The organism is Photobacterium alginatilyticum, from assembly GCF_009910675.1.
GTDB classification, from domain to species: domain Bacteria; phylum Pseudomonadota; class Gammaproteobacteria; order Enterobacterales; family Vibrionaceae; genus Photobacterium; species Photobacterium alginatilyticum.
Genome location: NZ_RSEJ01000009.1, coordinates 183524 through 202034 on the forward strand (window position 1 = coordinate 183524; position 18511 = coordinate 202034).

Sequence of the window (18511 nt, forward strand, 5' to 3'; positions counted from 1 at the left end):
TGCTTGCTAGCGATAGAACACTGCTAACCATATGGTCTCCTGGTCAGGTCTCGTCCACGACACCTGATGGCGTTGGTGGGCCAGAATATTCAGGTGGTCCCCTTCTTTCAGGTGCACTTCCCGACAACCGTCTTCAAATAGTATCCGAGCCTCACCTTTAAGCACGGCGACCCATTCATGCTCATCTTGATCGTACCACTCATCCGTTAGCGTCGTATGACCTTTGGAAATAATACGCTCAATACGAACACTCGATGTGTCGACAATATCCTCAAACACTTCCTCTGGCAATTCAGCCGGAATGTTGCCAAAAAGGTTCATCCTTCCTCTCTCATAATGAAAAGGCGAGGTATCACCCCGCCTTGTAAAATACACTTACTACTATTGCCCAACTATTTCTTAGGCAAGTTGACTTCAATTTTTTGGTTAAGTGCTTCCAACTCAGTCTTCAAGGCAGTCAGTTGAGCTTCTTCATCAGCAACAGCCTTTATCTTGGCGTCGTACTTATCGCAATCTGCCTGCGAAACCCAGTTCCAGCTTGTACCAGACTTAAACTCGTCACAAGGTTTTTTAAAGTCTTCCGCAACACGTTTGGCTTTCTTCACATCAGCTTCTGCCTTGGCTACCTGCTTTTGCAACAACAACTGCTGCTGATAAAGCTCTTTCGAATGACTCAGCACCACTTGCTGCTTTTCAGTCGCGGTCTCCAGTTCAACCACTTTGGTATCCAGCTTCTTCTTGGTTACGACCAACTTTTTCTGCTGCTGTTTCAGTTGAGCCAACTGTTCCTCATAATCGGCCTTCTGCTGCTCAAGCTCGGCCTGCTTGCCGGTCAATTGCTCAAAGGCCTTCTCGAGTTCTAGCGCCTTTTGGGTTTCCAGCTCTTCAAAACTTTCCTGAAGCACCTGTTGCTTCTCGGCCAATACGGCATTTTTATGTAATAGCAGCTCATACTCTTCTTGGCTGGGGCCGGGATTGCGGTTCCATACAGCCGAAGCCAAAATACTTCCCAGTACAAACCCAACCCCTAATGATACTTTCCAAGATGACATCATATCTTTTTAACCTGCTAAACAATTGGCCTTTGTCGCTCTGCATCCGTCATTGCCAGATAAGGTATTAACCTAGTGCAAAGTTCAGAATACTCTTAATATATGAATAATATCAGCTAGATAATCTCTTTGTGTCATGTTTACATCAAAACAGGCATAAATGTGATAAAACCCAACAAGAAATCCGGTTAATTTTGGCACAGGCACAAAAAAGGAGCACCTATCATGCTCCTTGTTCACTTAATTCACTGCCTACTTAGACGTCAGGTTGAGGGTCAAATCCCCCGGCTTTATCCACCCCGCCTTTCGCATCACTTCGGCAATCACCAGCGTAATCACCGCAGGAAGGATCAAATGCATCATAAGGACAGCGGTATAAATCTCACCGCTGCTCCAACCGGCAGCATCTAGTGCGATAAAAGACTGGATCTGGCCGACAAAGCCTGAGGTCCCCATCCCTGCGCCCAACGGCGTGTTTTCCATAGCAAAGACCAGAGTCGCGATTGGGCCTAGAATGGCAGAAGCCAAAATTGGCGGATACCAGACTTTATGATTCTTGACGATATTTGGCATTTGCAGCATTGATGTCCCCAACCCCTGAGCTACAACACCTGCCCAACGGTTTTCGCGAAAGCTCATTACGGCAAAGCCGACCATCTGAGCGCAGCAGCCGACTGTTGCCGCACCGGCGGCCAAGCCATTCAGACTGAGCATGATAGCAATTGCCGCACTGCTGATAGGTAGCGTCAGCGCCATTCCCATGAGTACAGCAACAATCATCCCCATTAGCAGAGGCTGTAATTGTGTTGCATACATAATGAGATCACCCAGCGCTGTCATTAACGCACCAACCTGAGGACCAACTAACGTTCCGACGATAACACCAACCACCACAGTCACTGCCGGAGTAAGCAAGATATCAATTTTCGTTTCGTTCGCGACCAGCTTACCGCATTCAGTAGCGGCAACTGACGCAATGTAAGCCCCTACAGGACCGCCTAATGCTGCCCCGGCAGCACCTGCTGTTGTTGCCGAAAACAGTACTAGTGGTGGCGCCTTCAAGGCATAGGCAATGGCCACACCGATCGCCGGACCAGTCATCTGTTTAGCGATAGGCCATAACGTTTCAGAAAAAAGCGGGATCCCCAGCTTCATCCCAAGGGTATTCAAGATAGAGCCGATAAGCAGGGAAGAAAATAATCCTAGTGCCATATAGCTCATGGCATGAACAAAATATGTCCGAGCAGAAAAGTCTATGTTTTTCCGTTGAAGGAAGTCACCAAATTTGTGTTGTGCTAGCTGCATGGTAATACGTCACTGTATATCGCAATGGGTCGATGTGAGCCAAAAAACTCAAAGTCGCTGATTTTACATGACTCCATCCATACGAGCCATATTCAACCAAGTTATACCCGTGCCACCAGCATCTTAAAGAACATATAGCTAGGGTATTGATAATATACCCAACGGACATAGCTCGCACTCCCAATGCCCTCACTTTGCCAGCTCTTCAATATATTCAAGCCCGCGACACATATTCGAGGTTCCCCTGTACAGCAATATTTACTCGGTCTCATCCTGTACATACCGTTAAACACCAAGTCTACTCACAATTTGGAGCGCACGATGACACTTTCTTCTCCGGCACGAATGCCATCAAGCTTCACACGGCTCGCTGCTGTCATTGCACTGGTTCTCAGCCCGATTCATCTACACGCAAAAACGGCACCACAAATTATGTCGGCACAGCCTTACAACGAGCAGCTGCCACCTGATCTCTCATCGGACCAGGACACAATTTCTGCCTACTACGCTAGCGAAAAACTCGATGGCGTTCGTGCCTTCTGGGACGGTAACCAGTTGGTAACCCGTACTGGCAATTTGATAGCCGCGCCTGAGTGGTTTACTGAGTCGCTACCGTCCGACATACAGCTCGACGGAGAACTCTGGGCCGGGCGAGGCCTGTTCCAGCAAGTTGCCGCAACGGTATTGGACCATTCACCCAACGATAAGCAATGGCGGGCTATTCACTATATGGTCTTTGATATCCCTTCCAGCCCCTACCAGTTTGAGCGTCGCCTGCAGCAACTGTCGGAAGTAATTGCGACCATCAACCGTCCTCATTTACAAGCCGTCACGCAATACACCTATACAGACAGAAATGCACTCGACAACAAGCTTGACGAAATCACTGCCGGCAACGGCGAGGGCTTGATGCTGCACCACAAGGACAACCTTTATTCTCACGGCCGATCTGACCGTTTACTTAAGATGAAGCGTTATCAGGATGCGGAAGCCGTAGTGATCGGCTATGAGGAGGGAAAAGGTAAATTCAGCGGAAAAATGGGAGCGCTTTGGGTCCTCACTGCTGACAATGTAAAGTTCAAGATCGGTACCGGGTTTAAAAATGATGAGCGCGATAACCCACCGCTCATCGGCTCAGTCATCAACTACCGCTACAACGGCTATACCGACAACGGCATACCCCGTTTTGCCCGGTTCATCCGAGTAAGAGCTAACGCTGATATCTAGCTTAAGCAAAACACCACCTGCAAAGTAGGCAGTATCGACATCAAAAAAGCCGCTTGTTCAAGCGGCTTAATTTCAACTAACTAAAAACTGCAATAAGAATATTAGAGCTTGTAACGCTTAACCTCCTGTTCCAGCTGATTAGCAAGTGCCTTCAAACCTTCAGCCTGATGCGCCGCTTCCTGGGCCTCACCTGCCATCTGGTTCGCAACCTCCTGAACGCCTTCCGTATTTCGGCTAATTTCAGCTGTCACACTCGACTGCTCTTCGGCCGCCGACGCAATTTGCGTCGCCATATCACTGATCACATTGATCTCATTCGCAATATTGTTAATGCTGATACCGGCATCGTCCACATCCTTCACGCTGGTTTCCGCTAGCTGATGACTATCAGACATCACAGTGACCGCCTGCTTGGTTGTCGATTGCAGTGTTTCAATCATCGTCTGGATCTCTTCTGTCGAGGTATGGGTTCGTTGAGACAGCACCCTGACTTCATCCGCTACCACTGCAAAGCCCCTTCCCTGTTCGCCCGCTCGAGCCGCTTCAATCGCTGCATTCAACGCCAGCAGATTGGTTTGTTCTGCAATATCACGGATAGTTGCAAGGATAGAGCTGATCTTTAACGCGTGACCATTAAGATCTTCGATAATGCCCACGGCACTATTGACCTCTTTTGCCAAGTTACCAATCGATGACTGACTCTGACCAACCTGTGTGTGCCCTTCTTCCGTCAATGCTACCGCTTGCTCTGCCGTTTTGGCGGTATTTTCGGCATTACCGGCGATTTCCTGCGTCGCGCTGGCCATTTCAGTCACAGCAGTCGCCACCATAGTGATCTCATCTTGCTGATGACGAATATTCTGGCTTCTCTGGGCAGCCGCATCCGCCGAGTCAGCCGCTGAATGGTTAAGCTGCAATGTAATATCACGCAGATTGACTGCCATGGTATGCAAACGACCGACAAACTGATTGAAGTTCTCCGCTAGCTTGCCGACTTCATCATCCGACTGAACATTGATACGAACGGTCAGATCCCCCTCGCCGTTGGCAATATCAGACAGCGCGGCCGAGACATTGTTTAGCCCTTTAAACAGATGAGAAACCAACCAGGTTGTAAATAAAGAAACGAAGAGCATGATTAGCACGCCGCACACAGCCAGCTTAAATAACATACTGTTGAGTGGCGATACCAATGTTGCCTTGTCCATAACCAGCGCTATTGCCCAGGTAGTGTTAGGGATCGCGCTAACAGCAACTGCCTTTTCACGGGCATCCATCGTGGTAAAAAAGAGTGACTGAGATGCCATGGCCTGTGCCAAATTCTGCTCGCTAAAGCCCTGCCCCAGTTCCGTGATTGGCTTAAGTTCCATATCTTGGTTTGGATGCGCAACAACCAGGTTATTCTTGGTATCAAGCAACATAGCAAAGCCCTTACCCGGAACTGCAATATCGAGCACATCCTTCATCAGCTGGCCCAAAGCCAGGTTTGAGCCTACGACTCCAAGCATTTTCCCTTGGCCATATACCGGCTCTGCCAGTGTCACCACCAATGTCTGCATAGTATGACTTATATAAGGTTTGGTTGTGATTTGCTTACCCGCTGCAGAAGCTTCCTTATACCAGCCCCGTGCGCGAGGATCATAACCTGCTTTATTCAACGACGGATCATGACGGTGCATAACCCCTTCCGTGGTGCCATAGTAACTCAGGCCAAAACCACCAGATGTCAGTGTTTGTTTAAGGTGACCAACAATATCCAGCTGTGAATCGCGCTCAATAGCATCGACTGTTGCGGTAACAGCGTTTTGGCGGTCATGGAACCAGTCACCAATGCCCTGACTATAGGCCTTCGCAGTGTTCTGGCTTTCGCTTTCAATAGCGGTCCATGCCTGCTCTTCAAGTGCTTGGTAGGAAACACCTCCTAGTATTAGGAGAGTCAGTATAATGAGTAGTACGCTTGATAATACAAGCTTCAGTTTAAGAGTTAAGCGCATATGATTCCTGGATCTAGTTATAATACTCAGAGGAATATAATGCTTCTAGATAATTATGCCACCAGCGTCTGTTAAACTATGCGCACACAATCACTCAACGGTGGTTTTTTGCACGGGTATTTCGTGATACTGATATCAGACTAACCTTCAAATCAGATAATTTGGTCTCTATATCACTGAAGGCTTTACATATTCATTCTCGGTTCACCTAAGTTCAGTTACAATCTATACATGAATATCAATAAGCGATTACTCACAGCACTTTGCATGGTTTTCCTTTTAGCGCCAGTGGCTAACGCGGCACCGACGCTAGAGATCGATGAAGATCATGACGATGTTATGCAAGCCGTCCAGCAGGGGCTCATTCAGCCATTCTCTGCTCTGAAGGCGACTGTCAGTAAACAACTCCACGGCCGGATAATAAAGGTTGAATTGGAAGAAGATGATGATATCTGGGTATATGAACTCAAGCTCATCGACCCCAACAACAATATTGTCAGAGTTGAATACGAGGCAAAAACGCTTTCTATTATCGAAATCAAAGGCCGTAATCTGGAAAATGTCATCAAGGTATCCGAATGAAAATACTTGTCGTTGAAGATGAAATCACACTAGGCGAACAAATCGTCGATGGTTTGGAGCAAAGTGGCTGGGTCGCCGAACTGTCTACCGACGGTATAGATGCCCTCTACCGAGCAACCTCAGAACCATGGGATGCCATCGTCCTCGATTTAGGATTACCGAAACTTGACGGTCTCACGGTGTTAAAAGGGATCCGAGATGAGAATGTCAGCAGTCCAGTCGTCATTCTCAGCGCCCGTAATGAGTTGACCCAACGCGTCGAGGGATTGAATGCCGGTGCTGATGACTACCTGACCAAGCCTTTTCAGATGGTTGAACTCGTGGCCCGCCTGCGCGCTCAGCTTCGTCGCTCGACCGGTAATGCCTCTCCAGTAATTCAAGTCAGTGGCCTAAGCCTGGATACGCGCAGCTCAAAAGTGCTCTACAACGGTGAAGCCATTGATTTGACGGCACTCGAATTTAAAGTCCTATCGTATATGATGCATAACGCCGACAAGGTAATTTCACGATCCGAGCTGGTAGAACATATCTACAAACAGGATTTCGACCGAGACTCCAATACCATTGAAGTCTTCATCGGGCGTATCCGCCGCAAGATTGGTGGCGATGTCATCAAAACAGTTCGAGGGCTTGGATACCGCATCAATGCCGATTAACTCGCGTAGCAAACACCTGCCTAGCCTACGCAGTCGTCTGCTCCTCGCCGCGACGGTATGGCTACTGGCTATCACACTCTCTGCTGGCTATTTGGTGCCCAGCTTCATCAAAAGCTATCTTATCGATCAGGAAAAGCAGCAGCTATACCTCTATCTGGATGAGCTAACAGCACTTGCCGATGTGGACGCAACCGGTAAGTTATACCTGCCAAGCAAACTGTCCAATCCAAGGTTCCAATCACCTTACAGCGGCCTTTATTGGGCGCTGACGGTGAATGACACCCAAATCCGCTCCCGATCATTATGGGATGCGAAAATTACCGGCAACGACGACGATGGCTATATCGGCCCTGATGAACAGTCATTGCTCGTGGTAAAACGAAAATTCCTGCTGCCTGAAATTGATGAGCCGGTAGAACTTGCGATTGCTGCCAACCAAGACAAGCTGATGGCTACCCTGAAAAAGCTCACTCATGGTTTATGGCTGATCTTGCTGACAATGGCGGTTGGTATCCTGGTTCTAACCTGGCTTCAGGTGAGCTGGTCGCTCTGGCCATTGAAAAAGCTCCAGCAAAACCTGAAAAATGTTCGCGAAGGTAACTCCACTGAACTTACCGGCTTCTATCCTCTCGAAGTCAGGCCTGTTATAGATGACCTCAACGCACTGCTTTTCCACTATCAGGAACTGTTAGAGCGAGCCAGAAACCATGCCGGTAACCTATCGCATGCCTTGAAGACGCCGATTGCTGTTCTTAATAATGAAGTCACCCTGCTCGATGAAGAGGCAAAGCAGAAGCTGTCACCACCACTGCAGCAGCTACAACAACATATCGATTATCACCTGGGACGGGCACGAATGGCCGGCGCGGCTAACATTCTGGCGGCGAAGACGGCGCCGTCCACCCGTGTCGATGCGATTTCGATGGCGATGGATAAAGTCTATGCTCACCGCAACGTCGTACTGGTCAACGAACTGGACAGTGAACTGAATGTAGCAGTTGAAAAGCGAGATCTGGACGAGATTATCGGCAACCTCATTGAGAACAGCTATAAGTGGTCGAATAGTCTGATCCGTGTTCACCAAACCGACAGTGACGCTCATCAGGTAACCATCATCATCGAAGATGATGGCCCCGGTATCGATGCCAGTGAATATGAATCGGTACTAAAGCGCGGTGTTCGTCTTGACGAAACCACACCGGGTACCGGCTTGGGGCTCAATATCGTGAGTGAACTCGCGCACAGCTACCGGGGAAGTCTGACCCTTAACACTAGCTCTCTAGGTGGGCTAAAAGCAGAACTGTTATTACCGCTACCGAGAAAGTGAGTGCTAGATTTACCCCTTACGCAAAATGCAGCCTTGAGGCTGCATTTTTGTATCTCTTATCACCCCGTGTATACACGGCCAGGAGTTTACACAGGCCAGAAGGTCAAGTTGACGATCCTCACAACCACACCGACAATAAAGCAGCTCACCCCCAGGCGATACCACTTGTACTCAGCGGTATCCATGCCAACACGCTTGTAAAACATTTTGACAATACCGCCCCAATCACTTGTTCGTTTGCCATATTGCATAACGCTCTTGGTTATGAACAACAATCCGGAAATGATCAGCACTATTTCGGCAAAACTCATTGTGGTCTCCAGCATGACTTCTCCTTCGCTTGCTGTCATCCATCCTGATACAAACTTAGCGTAACAATGAAATTGCACAATTAGACCAAAGTGGAAGCCCTGCAGAGTTTCGACCAAACTTAGTCACAGTTTTGCCGCAAAAGCACAACCAAGAAGTCGTGAACTGTTTGTCCGCAAACCATAGCTGACTGAAAACACCAGATAAGTGTACCGATTGGTATGCCTTTCGTGTAGAATCCAGCCCCCGGAATTATCAACGTACGATATCGAGGCGATATGCAATTACTCGAAGCCAAATTACATAAAATTGACCGTCACAATTACCGCAGCTACTCAAGCCTGCGTGGAGAATATCAATTCGTTGACTTCGACTTTTTCATAGATACAACACAGGCTGATCCCTTTGCACCAGCCTCGCGTGTCCGTGCCCGCAGGAAATGGTCGTTAACTGATCTTGAATGGCTCAAAGACCAGTCTGCTGACTACCAACGTGCAGCACGTGATTTCATTGCTCGCCAGTTTGCTGATTTGGCTCAGCAAATCAATGAAATTCAGATTGATCGTCCGGGCCAGACTATTCTGGATCGCACAGCTGTCGTCTTTGATGAAGAAGCGATAGAGCTTCGCTTTCGCATTAACCTTCCAGCAGATGGCCGAACCATCATTGCAAAGAAGACAACGAATCTTCTGACCTACACCATGCCGAAGGTTATTCGACGTGCAACCATCGCCCGCGAGTTGCCGCTTGATGAGATGAAGCGCCATTGTGAGACTGTCGAAGATCAGGTTGCTCTTCGCCGCCAGCTGAAAGAAAAAGGTCTGATGTCTTTTGTTGCTGACGAAAGTATCCTGCCCCGCCTTGCCGGTAACAGTGACTTACCAATGCCTGATGCCGTCCCGTTTGTCAGCCCGGAGAGCCTCGCTGTCACCCTTGAAGCGCCGCATAAAGGCACGCTTCGCGGTATGGGGGTTCCACTAGGTATCACTATGATTGTCGGCGGCGGTTTCCACGGTAAATCGACACTGCTAAATGCTATCGAAAACTCAGTCTATGACCACATTCCGGGTGATGGTCGCGACTATGTTGTCACTGACGATACGGCTTCGAAAATTCGCGCCGAAGACGGCCGTTGTGTCCACAAGGTTGATCTGACTCCATACATCAGCAACCTGCCAATGGGCAAAGACACCAGCTCATTCAGCACCCAAAACGCATCGGGCTCCACCTCGCAGGCCTCTTGGCTACAGGAGTCACTGGAAGCCGGTGCCCAGTCGCTGCTGATTGATGAAGATACCTCGGCATCAAACTTCATGATCCGCGACGAGCGAATGCAGTCCCTTATCGCCAAAAGCGACGAACCAATTACTCCATTGGTTGACCGTATCTCGCTCCTGCGCGACCAACTGAATATCTCTGTTCTGTTGGTTATGGGTGGTTCGGGAGACTACCTGGACGTTGCTGATACAGTGATCCAAATGCATAACTACGAAGCAGTCGATGTTACAGCCAAAGCTCGTGAAGTCGTGAAGTCTCACCCGACTCGCCGACAGCTTGAAGGCTCTGAAGAAATCCGCCGTCCTCGTACACGGAAAATCAACCGCTCTGCACTGCAAACAATGCTTGAAGACGGTAAGTTCAGGATTCAGGTAAAAGACAAAACGTCGCTACGCTTTGGACGTGAGTTCATTGATCTGCAAGCTCTGGAGCAAGTCGCTGATCCGAGCCAGCTTCATGCCGTCGGATGGCTTTGGTTCCAGTTGGCACAAGGCAAAGGCTGGGAAAAGAACCCAAGCAAAGCGTTCCAGCAAATGCTCCATGATGACTGGTTCAAAATGATGCCTAACTACGGCGACCTGGCCAAGCCTCGTGTCGTTGAAGTCATGGCAGTGCTTAACCGCATGCGCGCAGCTGATTTCAAATAAACCTGCGCAATAAAGCATACCTTTCTTGAGGCGGCATGATTCATGCCGCCTTTGTGTTGCTTATTTAGAGCCCTCTTTCACCAGTCATTCTCTCTTTCGATTTACACCATTAGTCCCCCAAAAGACTTCAATCACGAAAAAACACCCGGGCTTAATGTTCGAAACACGCACCTTTTATTCCTTACATGTTGGTTTTTTGAATAATTCCCTATTCTTGATCACAATACGAACATAAACCCAGCCAAGTGCGTTTCCGCATACTAGGATTATTTTTGCTCATCGGAGGTCTAACAAGGAGAGTAAAATTGAAACGTCTCACTACCCTACTATTGTTTTGTTTTATTGCGTTTACCAGCCAAGCCAGCACCACACCAGCAGGCGTCAGCCAAAAAGGCTATACCGAAACCAAATATCCGATCGTATTGGTGCACGGACTATTTGGTTTTGACACGCTGGCAGGCATTGATTACTTCTACGGTATTCCGCAGGCACTAGGCAAAAGCGGTGCAAATGTGTATGTCGCACAAATTTCCGCGACCAACAGCACAGAGCTTCGTGGCGAACAGTTGCTTACTCAGGTCCAGGACGTCCTAGCCGTCACTGGTGCCGAAAAGGTTAATTTGATAGGCCACAGCCACGGCGGACCTACTGCGCGCTATGTCGCCTCTGTCGCACCAGAGCTTGTTGCATCCGTAACCAGTATCGGCGGGGTGAATAAAGGCTCACGAGTCGCCGACATCGTTCGGGGAACTGTCCCTGAAGGATCTCTGCCAGAAGGTGTTGCCGTTAAACTGGCCAAAGGTTTGGTCACACTTATTAACCTGTTATCCGGAGGAAGTGATCTTCCCCAAGATCCACTGGCCTCATTGGCCGCTTTGACTACCGAAGGGTCGCTGAAATTTAATCAAAAGTACCCTGAAGGTGTACCGACATCAGATTGTGGTGAAGGTGACTATATCGCAGATAACGGCGTGTATTATTATTCGTGGACAGGCACCAGAAACTTCACCAATGCTCTGGACCCAACAGACGCGGCAATTGTCATCCTGGGCCTTGCGTTTGACGATCCCAATGATGGGCTCGTCGGTCAGTGCAGCACTCATCTCGGTAAAGTGATCCGAAATGACTACAAGATGAACCACCTGGATGAAATTAACGGTTTGCTTGGTATAACTCACCTATTTGAAACCGCCCCTACCACGCTGTATCGACAGCACGCCAACAGACTGCAACTACAAGGACTGTAATGATGAAAAAGACCGTACTCGCGCTTGTTTGTATTATTGTGACTGCCAGTGCGGTCTATTACAGCCGTATTTCAACCTCCGATAAGCCTATGATACAAGCCGCTTCGCAACTCGATACCAAGGTGGACACAGATTCCTCTCGCGATACCTTCGAGTACTTCCTGTCAGGACTTGGCGAGATAAACCTGAACACCCTCAAAGACAATTTTGAAAGTTATAACGAAGAACAAGCCAGTGCCTACCAGTTGGACGAAGACCTCTTTCAGCGGTTCATCAACTATAGAGCTGCCTTAGAACACATTGATTCAAATGCTGTTGATAAGCTAGATATAGATGCACTCCAGCGACTCATTGATCAAATCAAGAGCATACAACTTCAGTTTTTTACCCCTCAGGAACAACAATTATTATTTGCGGAAGAAAACCAGCTAAGAGAATTAGCACTTAAGCAGCTCGAAATACAGCAGCATACCCAAAATGCTGAAGAGACAGCTATCATCTGGGAACAAGAAATCGATCAGCTTTCTCCGGATCTACAGCTCAGCTACCGCAATGCCAACCTTCTAGGCCAGCTACAACGAACAAAGGAAATGACGGACCAGGAACGTTATCTTGCCAATCAGGAACTTGTGGGAACCGAAGCTGCCAATAGACTGGAAAAACTGGCTATAGACCGCGCCGAGTTCGAGGAAACAGTGAATTCATACCTACAACAACGAGATGAGATTCTCGCCAACTCCCTACTCACCACTGAGGAGCAACAAAGCGAAGTTGATAACTTAAGAAATAAAGTGTTCACTGAAAAACAAGTTCGTCGAGTAAAAGCTTTAGAAAGTATCGCTGACCAGCAAAGGCTCTCCATTAATAGGCCTATATAATATATTGGTAATTACCGAACTGACATTACGATAAATAATACCCCCCTTTAGCATTTAGAGTTATATGCACCGAATCCATTAGTGACTCGGTATATTTTCACCAAGCCCACCCAAAACAGTAACAATTCCATTCAATTATATTTACCTTGATGATTCTTAATATTACTCATCATCAAACACATTATCACAAGGGAATATATATCCTTCTGTTTTATAAGTAATTTTCAAAAAACAAATGATAAATTGTATAAAATTATGATGAAATATTAGCAAATATTAGCTAGCATATCTCCGCTACTGATAATGTGCATACTAATAAAATACAGACTTGCTTGTGTCATTTTTAGACAAAATTCTCTTATTAATAGAATTAATAACTCAGCTATATAGGGTCGGGATCGAATGTTTAATCGGAAGTTAAAAGCAGAGCTTAGCAGCAAACAAGAGGTTGTCTCGAACCTTGAAGCTGTCATTGAGTCAATTCACGAGAGTCTCGCTACCATTGAGTTTGATACACAGGGTAATATTCTGACCGCCAACCAAAACTTTCTAGATGTCACTGGTTACAAACGTGATGACGTTATTGGCAGGCATCATTCAGTCATGTGTTTTCAGTCATATGCGAACTCCCCTGAATATGAAAACTTTTGGAAGCAGCTTCGTCAGGGCCAGGCGCAAAAAGGCACTTTCGAGCGAAGAAATAAAGCAGGAGAAACGCTTTGGCTTGAAGCGACATATTTTCCTATAAAAGCTAATGGTCAAGTCATCAAAATAATGAAAATTGCTTCCGATGTCACAGCCTGTACCATTGAGAGCTTAAATAAGGAAAGCGTTCTAACAGCATTAAACCGTTCATTAGCAACAATTGAATTTGATCCTAAAGGTAATATCCTCACTGCTAATGATAACTTCTTGTCGACTGTGGGTTATCCAATCAGTCAAATTGCAGGTAAACACCATAGAATATTCTGCGACGAGAGTTTTTATTCCGAGAACCCATCCTTCTGGCAGGATTTAGAAAGCGGCCAATTTAAATCTGGCCGCTTTTTAAGAAGAAATAGCCATGGTGAGGCAGTTTGGCTAGAAGCGACTTATAACCCTATATTTGATACTTCCGGAAAAGTCATAAAAGTGATCAAGTTTGCTTCTGATATTACCAAACAAGTCGAAAAAAGTGAGGCTGTCTCTCAGGCTTCTGATATTGCCTATAGCACTTCTGTCGAAACGGCCCAGATAGCCAAACAAGGTTCTGATCTTCTAAGTGACTCGGTTGAAGTTTCAGTAGGTATATCTGATAAAGTGAAAGAAGCCTCCGGCAAGATCCAACAGTTAAATACCAAGTCACAAAGTATAGAAGCCATTGTCTCTACGATTAAAGAGATTGCCGATCAAACCAACCTTTTGGCGCTTAATGCGGCGATCGAAGCTGCCCGTGCTGGTGAGCAGGGCCGAGGATTTGCTGTGGTTGCCGACGAGGTCAGGCAATTGGCTTCCCGTACCAGCCAATCAACCAGTGAAATCGCCAGTGTGGTATTGGACAACAAGAACCTCACTGACAGCGTCACCGTCGCCATGGATGAAGTCGCCTCTATCGCCAACGACGGAATGAATAAGATCACCGAGGTATCAACGGTAATGGACGAGATTTATGCCGGTGCCGAAAATGTCTCTAAGACTGTCATGGACCTATCAGAAGTATAAATAGCACGAAGCATATAAAAAGGCAGCTAACTTAGCTGCCTTTTTCATTAATATATCGATGTGTTTCGCTTTCAGTTAAGCTCGTTTAAACTGAACCATCAAACGCTGTAGTGCCTCAAGACGCTCTACCAGCATGCGGGTGCTTTCTACCGACTTGTCACTGGTTTCAGACGTTGACGCTGTCAGCTCACTGATTTGCTCGATATTACGAGCAATTTCATCACTCACACCGGCCTGCTCTTCTACAGCCGAAGCAATCTGATGGCTGCTGTCTGTCACCTTATTCAGCATTTCATTAATTTCACCAAGCCGCTCGCCTGTCTCGATTGCCTGCTGACGACAGTGTTCGGACAACTCACCACCACGCTCAACAGCTTCTACCGCCTGCTTCGCGGTCGCCTGCAGGCGATTAATCATCTCATGGATCTCACCGGTTGAAGATTGGGTCTTTTGCGCCAAAGAACGAACTTCATCTGCAACCACGGCAAACCCTCGTCCCTGCTCACCGGCACGGGCTGCCTCAATAGCCGCATTAAGCGCCAACAAATTGGTTTGATCGGCAATAGACCCAATCACATCCAAAATGCCCTCAATCTGACGGCTACTTTCAGACAGTGCATTAATTACCTGCTTTGAGTTATCTAGCTCACTGTGCAGTGACAGTACTGATTCAATCGTCGTCTCAACACTTGTCTGACCGCTACCAGCCATTTCCTGGGCCTGGAAGGTTAATGTCGATGACTGAGCCGCACTCTCTGCAACTTCTCTCACTGTCGATGACATTTGCCCCATCGCCACACTCACCTGTTCAGTCGCTTCTGCTTGCTGTGCCAGATTAGTCTTAATCTGCTGGCTATTGGCAAATTCATCTTCGGCTGAGATCAGAATATCGCCGGATGTCTCGCTTGCCCTGCCAACAATCGCCCTCAGCTCAGAGCGGCGCATTCTTAACGCCAGCTCAATAACCGAGTAGTCATCTTTCTTTCCGGTATAAATAGGCTCCATCACCGGGTTGTCATAGGCTTTCTTGGCAAGTTCCTGCACCACTTTCAAGCGTGACTGAGACAAGATGTTAATACTCAGCCCTACCAATAACAGAACAGGTAAGAACGCGGTGAGTGCAAAAGGAACATCAACGAACATTTGCACCAGAGAAAACAAAACCGCCAGGGTAATTACGCTATTAAGCAAAATTCCCTGACGAAATCTAAACTTTTTCGTTCCTTCCGAGCCATTATCAAGCTCCTTATATGCCTCGGTAGCTCGCTGGACTTCTTCTTCTGTCGGACGGCTTCGAACAGACTGGTATTCAATAACCTGGCCATTTTCGTCAGTAATAGGCGTTACAAAAGCAGAGACCCAGTAATAGTCTCCGTTCTTACAACGATTCTTCACTATACCCATCCAGCTTTTGCCAGCTTGGACATACTGCCAAAGCTGTGCGAAGGCTTTTTTGGGCATATCGCCATGCCGCACTAAGTTATGAGGATTTCCCACTAGCTCGTCTTCACGATAACCGGCGACATCGCAAAAACTCTGGTTCGCATAAGTGATATGGCTTTGCGGATCGGTTGTTGATATCAAATCTAATTCAGCAGAGTAATCAACAGCCTTACCGCCAACATTTGCTGAGGCTTGGTCTACAATTCTTGTCATTATTATCTCTATTTTTTTATTAGCGTTCTTTTTATACAAGGCAATATCGTTCTTGCCATGAAACAACCTTGCCATGTGATTGTGACACTTATTCCATTCTAACAACTTGATGTAAGTTAATTTGACGCAAAATTGTCAAAAAACGAACGTAGTTACAAGAGTTTTTGAATCAGTTGCACGAGCAGCTATAAAAATTTGATATAGATAACAAAAAGCCCGTGATGGAGATCACGGGCTTGAGTTAACTTGCAGAGTTATAACTACCTAGAAAAGGTAAGGAACACTGTCGACAGCGGAGGCAGATCTAGCTTGATCGAGTTGACCAAACCATGGCTCGCTTCATTGGTAGTCTTAGCAACCTGTGTAACAGCTGCCTGACTTCCCCAGTATTTCTCATCATCGGTATTCAGTACTAGCGTGTACTCACCTGCTTCAGGAACACCGAGGGTATAGCCCTGACGTGGAACCGGCGTAAAGTTCGTGACGACCAGTACCTTGTCACCATTCAGTGCAATTCGCTCATGAGCTAATATACTCTGGTCGGCGTCATCCTGGACGCGCCATTCAAAGCCTTGTGGTGAGCAATCCTGCTCAAACAACGCCGGTGTACTGGTGTACAGCTTGTTCAAATCACGAACCAGCGCCTGAACACCGCTATGTCTTGGGTATTGCAGCCAGTGCCATTCAAGTTGGCCTTCATGAGCCCACTCCGCACTTTGCGCAATTTCAGCCCCCATGAAATTCAGCTTCTTGCCCGGCTGACCGTACATATAGCCCATAAATGCACGCAAGTTGGCCGTTTGCTGCCACTCGTCACCCGGCATTTTGTTCAGCAAGGAGCCTTTGCCATACACCACTTCGTCATGAGACAGCGACAGCACATAGTTCTCACTGAAGGCGTAAACCATCGGGAAGGTAATCGTGTCATGGTGATACCGGCGATGAACAGGTTCTTCCTTAATATAAGAAAGGCTGTCATGCATCCATCCCATATTCCACTTAAACCCAAACCCAAGACCGCCCATATCCGTCGGTTTTGACACCCCCGGATACGCTGTGGATTCTTCAGCAATAGTCATCGCATTCGGATAATGACGGTAGACTTCCTCATTCATCCAACGTAACAAACTAACCGCATCAAAGTTGACGTTGCCGCCTTCGTGGTTAGGGATCCACTGATCATGCTCACGGGAATAGTCAAGATAGAGCATTGACGCAACTGCATCAACACGCAGACCATCAATATGATAGTGCTCAAACCAGAACAGTGCATTCGAGACCAGGAAGCGACGTACATGGTCACGGCCGTAGTCATAAATATAGCTCTGCCAGTCCTGATGCCAGCCACGACGCGGGTCTGGATCATTGAACAGGGCCGTACCGTCAAAGTTTGCCAAACCATGGTCATCTGACGGGAAATGGGCCGGAACCCAATCAAGTACAACACCGATACCAGCCTGGTGGCACTGATCGACAAAGTACTTGAAGTCATCTGGAGAACCATAACGGCTGCTAGGCGAAAACAGACCAATTGGCTGATAACCCCACGAACCGTAGAAAGGGTGCTCGGAAATTGGCATCAGCTCAACATGGGTGTAGCCCATGTCTTGCAAATACGGGATCAACTCATCGGCAAGCTCACGATAGGTAAGAAAATCACCATTATCCTTGGTGCGCCATGAACCTGCATGAAGTTCATAGAAAGAAAGCGCCTGCTGATGCTTGGCTGTCACCGGACGAGACTGCCACTTACTGTCATTCCACTGGTATCGTGACTGATCGTATACTTTCGAGGCAAATGACGGATACTGCTCTGAGTAATAGCCCCATGGATCGGCCTTATGCGGGAGTCCGTTACCTTCGCTGTCTTTTAGCTCGAACTTATACAGCTCATCTTCTGTAAGGCCAGGGATGAATAGTCCCCACAGGCCATTATCCAGTTTTTGCAGCGGGTGACGACGACCGTCCCACGCATTGAACTGGCCAACAACACTTACCGCCGATGCATTCGGCGCGAAGATCAAAAAGCGAACACCTGAGACCGACTTGCTGCCTTTCGTCAGAGTAATTAGCTGTGCCCCCATCTCGCTGTGCATAAGAGAAGGCGTAGTCAAGGCTTCGCCCGAAGGCAGCAGGTTGTGGAATTGATAAGGGTCGTAGACGGTTTGGTCGCCTTCCGACCAGCGGATTTCTAGCTGGTAAAGTTCAGTGGTAAGGTCTGTATCACCTTTCAGAATGAAGCCACTATCTGCATCTCGAACTAAAGTGAATCGCTCACCTTTTTCCGTTACTGCATCAACACTTTCAGCCCCAGGCATCCACACGCGCAGTGCAATCCCTTGAGGCTGATATTGTGGGCCTAAAAAAGAAAATGGGTCTGAGAATGCAGCTCTTTCGAGCTGCATGTATTCCTTATCACTGCGGGTCACTGTCAGTGTGTCCAACGCATTACTCCTGATTAGATTATTGTGAAGCTTTCTCTCGTGTTTCGGTTAAACGTCGAGTTAAGTCAATAATATTCTGGCGAGTAAAGATATCATCCAACGTTGTTGAAAGCTTACGGCGCCAGTTTGGATACTCATCGACGGTTCCCGGAATATTGACTGGCTGGTCCATTTCTAACCAGTCTTCCAGCTGAAGGCTCAACAGTGC

16 protein-coding genes are annotated in these 18511 nt (G+C 47.6%); 8 read left to right on the top strand and 8 right to left on the bottom strand.

The annotated features are described in order from the left end of the window. Positions 1 to 6 precede the first annotated feature (6 nt). The 3 genes from EIZ48_RS10945 to EIZ48_RS10955 form a co-directional block, all read right to left on the bottom strand. Entirely contained in the window at positions 7 to 321 is a 315-nt protein-coding gene (locus tag EIZ48_RS10945) for a cupin domain-containing protein (RefSeq protein ID WP_160650935.1), read from the bottom strand. Positions 322 to 392: 71 nt separating this feature from the next. After that, positions 393 to 1055 (bottom strand): chromosome segregation ATPase, encoded by a 663-nt coding sequence (locus EIZ48_RS10950; protein ID WP_160650936.1) that lies wholly within the window; start codon positions 1053 to 1055, stop codon positions 393 to 395. A gap of 249 nt (positions 1056 to 1304) precedes the next feature. Further along, positions 1305 to 2357 carry a PTS sugar transporter subunit IIC gene (locus EIZ48_RS10955; protein WP_160650938.1) on the bottom strand — a complete coding sequence of 351 codons (1053 nt, stop codon included), beginning with the start codon at positions 2355 to 2357 and terminating at the stop codon, positions 1305 to 1307. Positions 2358 to 2678: 321 nt separating this feature from the next. Between EIZ48_RS10955 and EIZ48_RS10960 the strand changes: the two genes are divergently transcribed. Beyond that, positions 2679 to 3584 carry a DNA ligase gene (locus EIZ48_RS10960; protein WP_160650939.1) on the top strand — a complete coding sequence of 302 codons (906 nt, stop codon included), beginning with the start codon at positions 2679 to 2681 and terminating at the stop codon, positions 3582 to 3584. 101 nt (positions 3585 to 3685) lie between these two features. On the opposite strand, the gene EIZ48_RS10965 is transcribed toward EIZ48_RS10960, so the two are convergent. Further along, positions 3686 to 5578: a methyl-accepting chemotaxis protein gene (locus EIZ48_RS10965; protein ID WP_160650942.1), complete on the bottom strand. Its 1893-nt coding sequence runs from the start codon at positions 5576 to 5578 to the stop codon at positions 3686 to 3688. Positions 5579 to 5845: 267 nt separating this feature from the next. On the opposite strand from EIZ48_RS10965, the gene EIZ48_RS10970 reads away from it, so the two are divergent. From EIZ48_RS10970 to EIZ48_RS10980, 3 genes are read left to right on the top strand one after another with little or no spacing between them, the layout of a single operon-like run. Further along, entirely contained in the window at positions 5846 to 6160 is a 315-nt protein-coding gene (locus EIZ48_RS10970) for a PepSY domain-containing protein (protein WP_240152936.1), read from the top strand. Next, complete coding sequence (locus EIZ48_RS10975) at positions 6157 to 6816, top strand: response regulator transcription factor (protein ID WP_075761714.1); 660 nt, start codon at positions 6157 to 6159, stop codon at positions 6814 to 6816. Before EIZ48_RS10970 ends, EIZ48_RS10975 begins: the two co-directional genes overlap by 4 nt. After that, complete coding sequence (locus tag EIZ48_RS10980; RefSeq protein ID WP_160650996.1) at positions 6806 to 8143, top strand: ATP-binding protein; 1338 nt, start codon at positions 6806 to 6808, stop codon at positions 8141 to 8143. Before EIZ48_RS10975 ends, EIZ48_RS10980 begins: the two co-directional genes overlap by 11 nt. Positions 8144 to 8229: 86 nt before the next feature. Here EIZ48_RS10980 and EIZ48_RS10985 read toward each other — a convergent pair whose 3' ends face one another. Then, complete coding sequence (locus EIZ48_RS10985; protein ID WP_192928545.1) at positions 8230 to 8466, bottom strand: hypothetical protein; 237 nt, start codon at positions 8464 to 8466, stop codon at positions 8230 to 8232. A 264-nt stretch (positions 8467 to 8730) separates the two neighbouring features. Here EIZ48_RS10985 and EIZ48_RS10990 point away from each other — a divergent pair, with 264 nt between their 5' ends. From EIZ48_RS10990 to EIZ48_RS29705, 4 genes are all read left to right on the top strand, one after another. After that, positions 8731 to 10377: an ABC-ATPase domain-containing protein gene (locus EIZ48_RS10990; RefSeq protein WP_160650947.1), complete on the top strand. Its 1647-nt coding sequence runs from the start codon at positions 8731 to 8733 to the stop codon at positions 10375 to 10377. 305 nt (positions 10378 to 10682) lie between these two features. After that, positions 10683 to 11624, top strand: a complete 942-nt coding sequence (locus tag EIZ48_RS10995) for a lipase family alpha/beta hydrolase (RefSeq protein WP_160650950.1) — start codon at positions 10683 to 10685, stop codon at positions 11622 to 11624. Beyond that, a complete protein-coding gene (locus EIZ48_RS11000; protein ID WP_160650953.1) occupies positions 11624 to 12502 on the top strand; it encodes a lipase secretion chaperone in 879 nt (292 codons plus the stop codon). Before EIZ48_RS10995 ends, EIZ48_RS11000 begins: the two co-directional genes overlap by 1 nt. A 402-nt stretch (positions 12503 to 12904) precedes the next feature. Beyond that, on the top strand, positions 12905 to 14203 hold the full coding sequence (locus EIZ48_RS29705; RefSeq protein ID WP_160650955.1) for a methyl-accepting chemotaxis protein: 1299 nt from the start codon (positions 12905 to 12907) through the stop codon (positions 14201 to 14203). A 75-nt stretch (positions 14204 to 14278) separates the two neighbouring features. On the opposite strand, the gene EIZ48_RS11010 is transcribed toward EIZ48_RS29705, so the two are convergent. The 3 genes from EIZ48_RS11010 to EIZ48_RS11020 form a co-directional block, all read right to left on the bottom strand. Beyond that, entirely contained in the window at positions 14279 to 15859 is a 1581-nt protein-coding gene (locus EIZ48_RS11010; protein ID WP_160650958.1) for a methyl-accepting chemotaxis protein, read from the bottom strand. Between the two features lie 260 nt (positions 15860 to 16119). After that, positions 16120 to 18264, bottom strand: coding sequence for a 1,4-alpha-glucan branching protein GlgB (gene glgB / locus EIZ48_RS11015; protein WP_192928546.1), 2145 nt, complete (start codon positions 18262 to 18264; stop codon positions 16120 to 16122). Positions 18265 to 18322: 58 nt separating this feature from the next. Continuing rightward, positions 18323 to 18511: 4-alpha-glucanotransferase (locus EIZ48_RS11020; RefSeq protein WP_160650966.1), on the bottom strand; the 189-nt coding region annotated here is incomplete at its 5' end.

Excerpts from the sequence above, each read along its gene's own strand:
- EIZ48_RS10945 (WP_160650935.1), bottom strand. The coding sequence starts at position 321 with ATGAACCTTTTTGGCAACATTCCGGCTGAATTGCCAGAGGAAGTGTTT.
- EIZ48_RS10950 (WP_160650936.1), bottom strand. The coding sequence starts at position 1,055 with ATGATGTCATCTTGGAAAGTATCATTAGGGGTTGGGTTTGTACTGGGA.
- EIZ48_RS10955 (WP_160650938.1), bottom strand. The coding sequence starts at position 2,357 with ATGCAGCTAGCACAACACAAATTTGGTGACTTCCTTCAACGGAAAAAC.
- EIZ48_RS10960 (WP_160650939.1), top strand. The coding sequence starts at position 2,679 with ATGACACTTTCTTCTCCGGCACGAATGCCATCAAGCTTCACACGGCTC.
- EIZ48_RS10965 (WP_160650942.1), bottom strand. The coding sequence starts at position 5,578 with ATGCGCTTAACTCTTAAACTGAAGCTTGTATTATCAAGCGTACTACTC.
- EIZ48_RS10970 (WP_240152936.1), top strand. The coding sequence starts at position 5,846 with ATGGTTTTCCTTTTAGCGCCAGTGGCTAACGCGGCACCGACGCTAGAG.
- EIZ48_RS10975 (WP_075761714.1), top strand. The coding sequence starts at position 6,157 with ATGAAAATACTTGTCGTTGAAGATGAAATCACACTAGGCGAACAAATC.
- EIZ48_RS10980 (WP_160650996.1), top strand. The coding sequence starts at position 6,806 with ATGCCGATTAACTCGCGTAGCAAACACCTGCCTAGCCTACGCAGTCGT.
- EIZ48_RS10990 (WP_160650947.1), top strand. The coding sequence starts at position 8,731 with ATGCAATTACTCGAAGCCAAATTACATAAAATTGACCGTCACAATTAC.
- EIZ48_RS11000 (WP_160650953.1), top strand. The coding sequence starts at position 11,624 with ATGATGAAAAAGACCGTACTCGCGCTTGTTTGTATTATTGTGACTGCC.
- EIZ48_RS29705 (WP_160650955.1), top strand. The coding sequence starts at position 12,905 with ATGTTTAATCGGAAGTTAAAAGCAGAGCTTAGCAGCAAACAAGAGGTT.
- EIZ48_RS11010 (WP_160650958.1), bottom strand. The coding sequence starts at position 15,859 with ATGACAAGAATTGTAGACCAAGCCTCAGCAAATGTTGGCGGTAAGGCT.
- glgB (WP_192928546.1), bottom strand. The coding sequence starts at position 18,264 with ATGCAGCTCGAAAGAGCTGCATTCTCAGACCCATTTTCTTTTTTAGGC.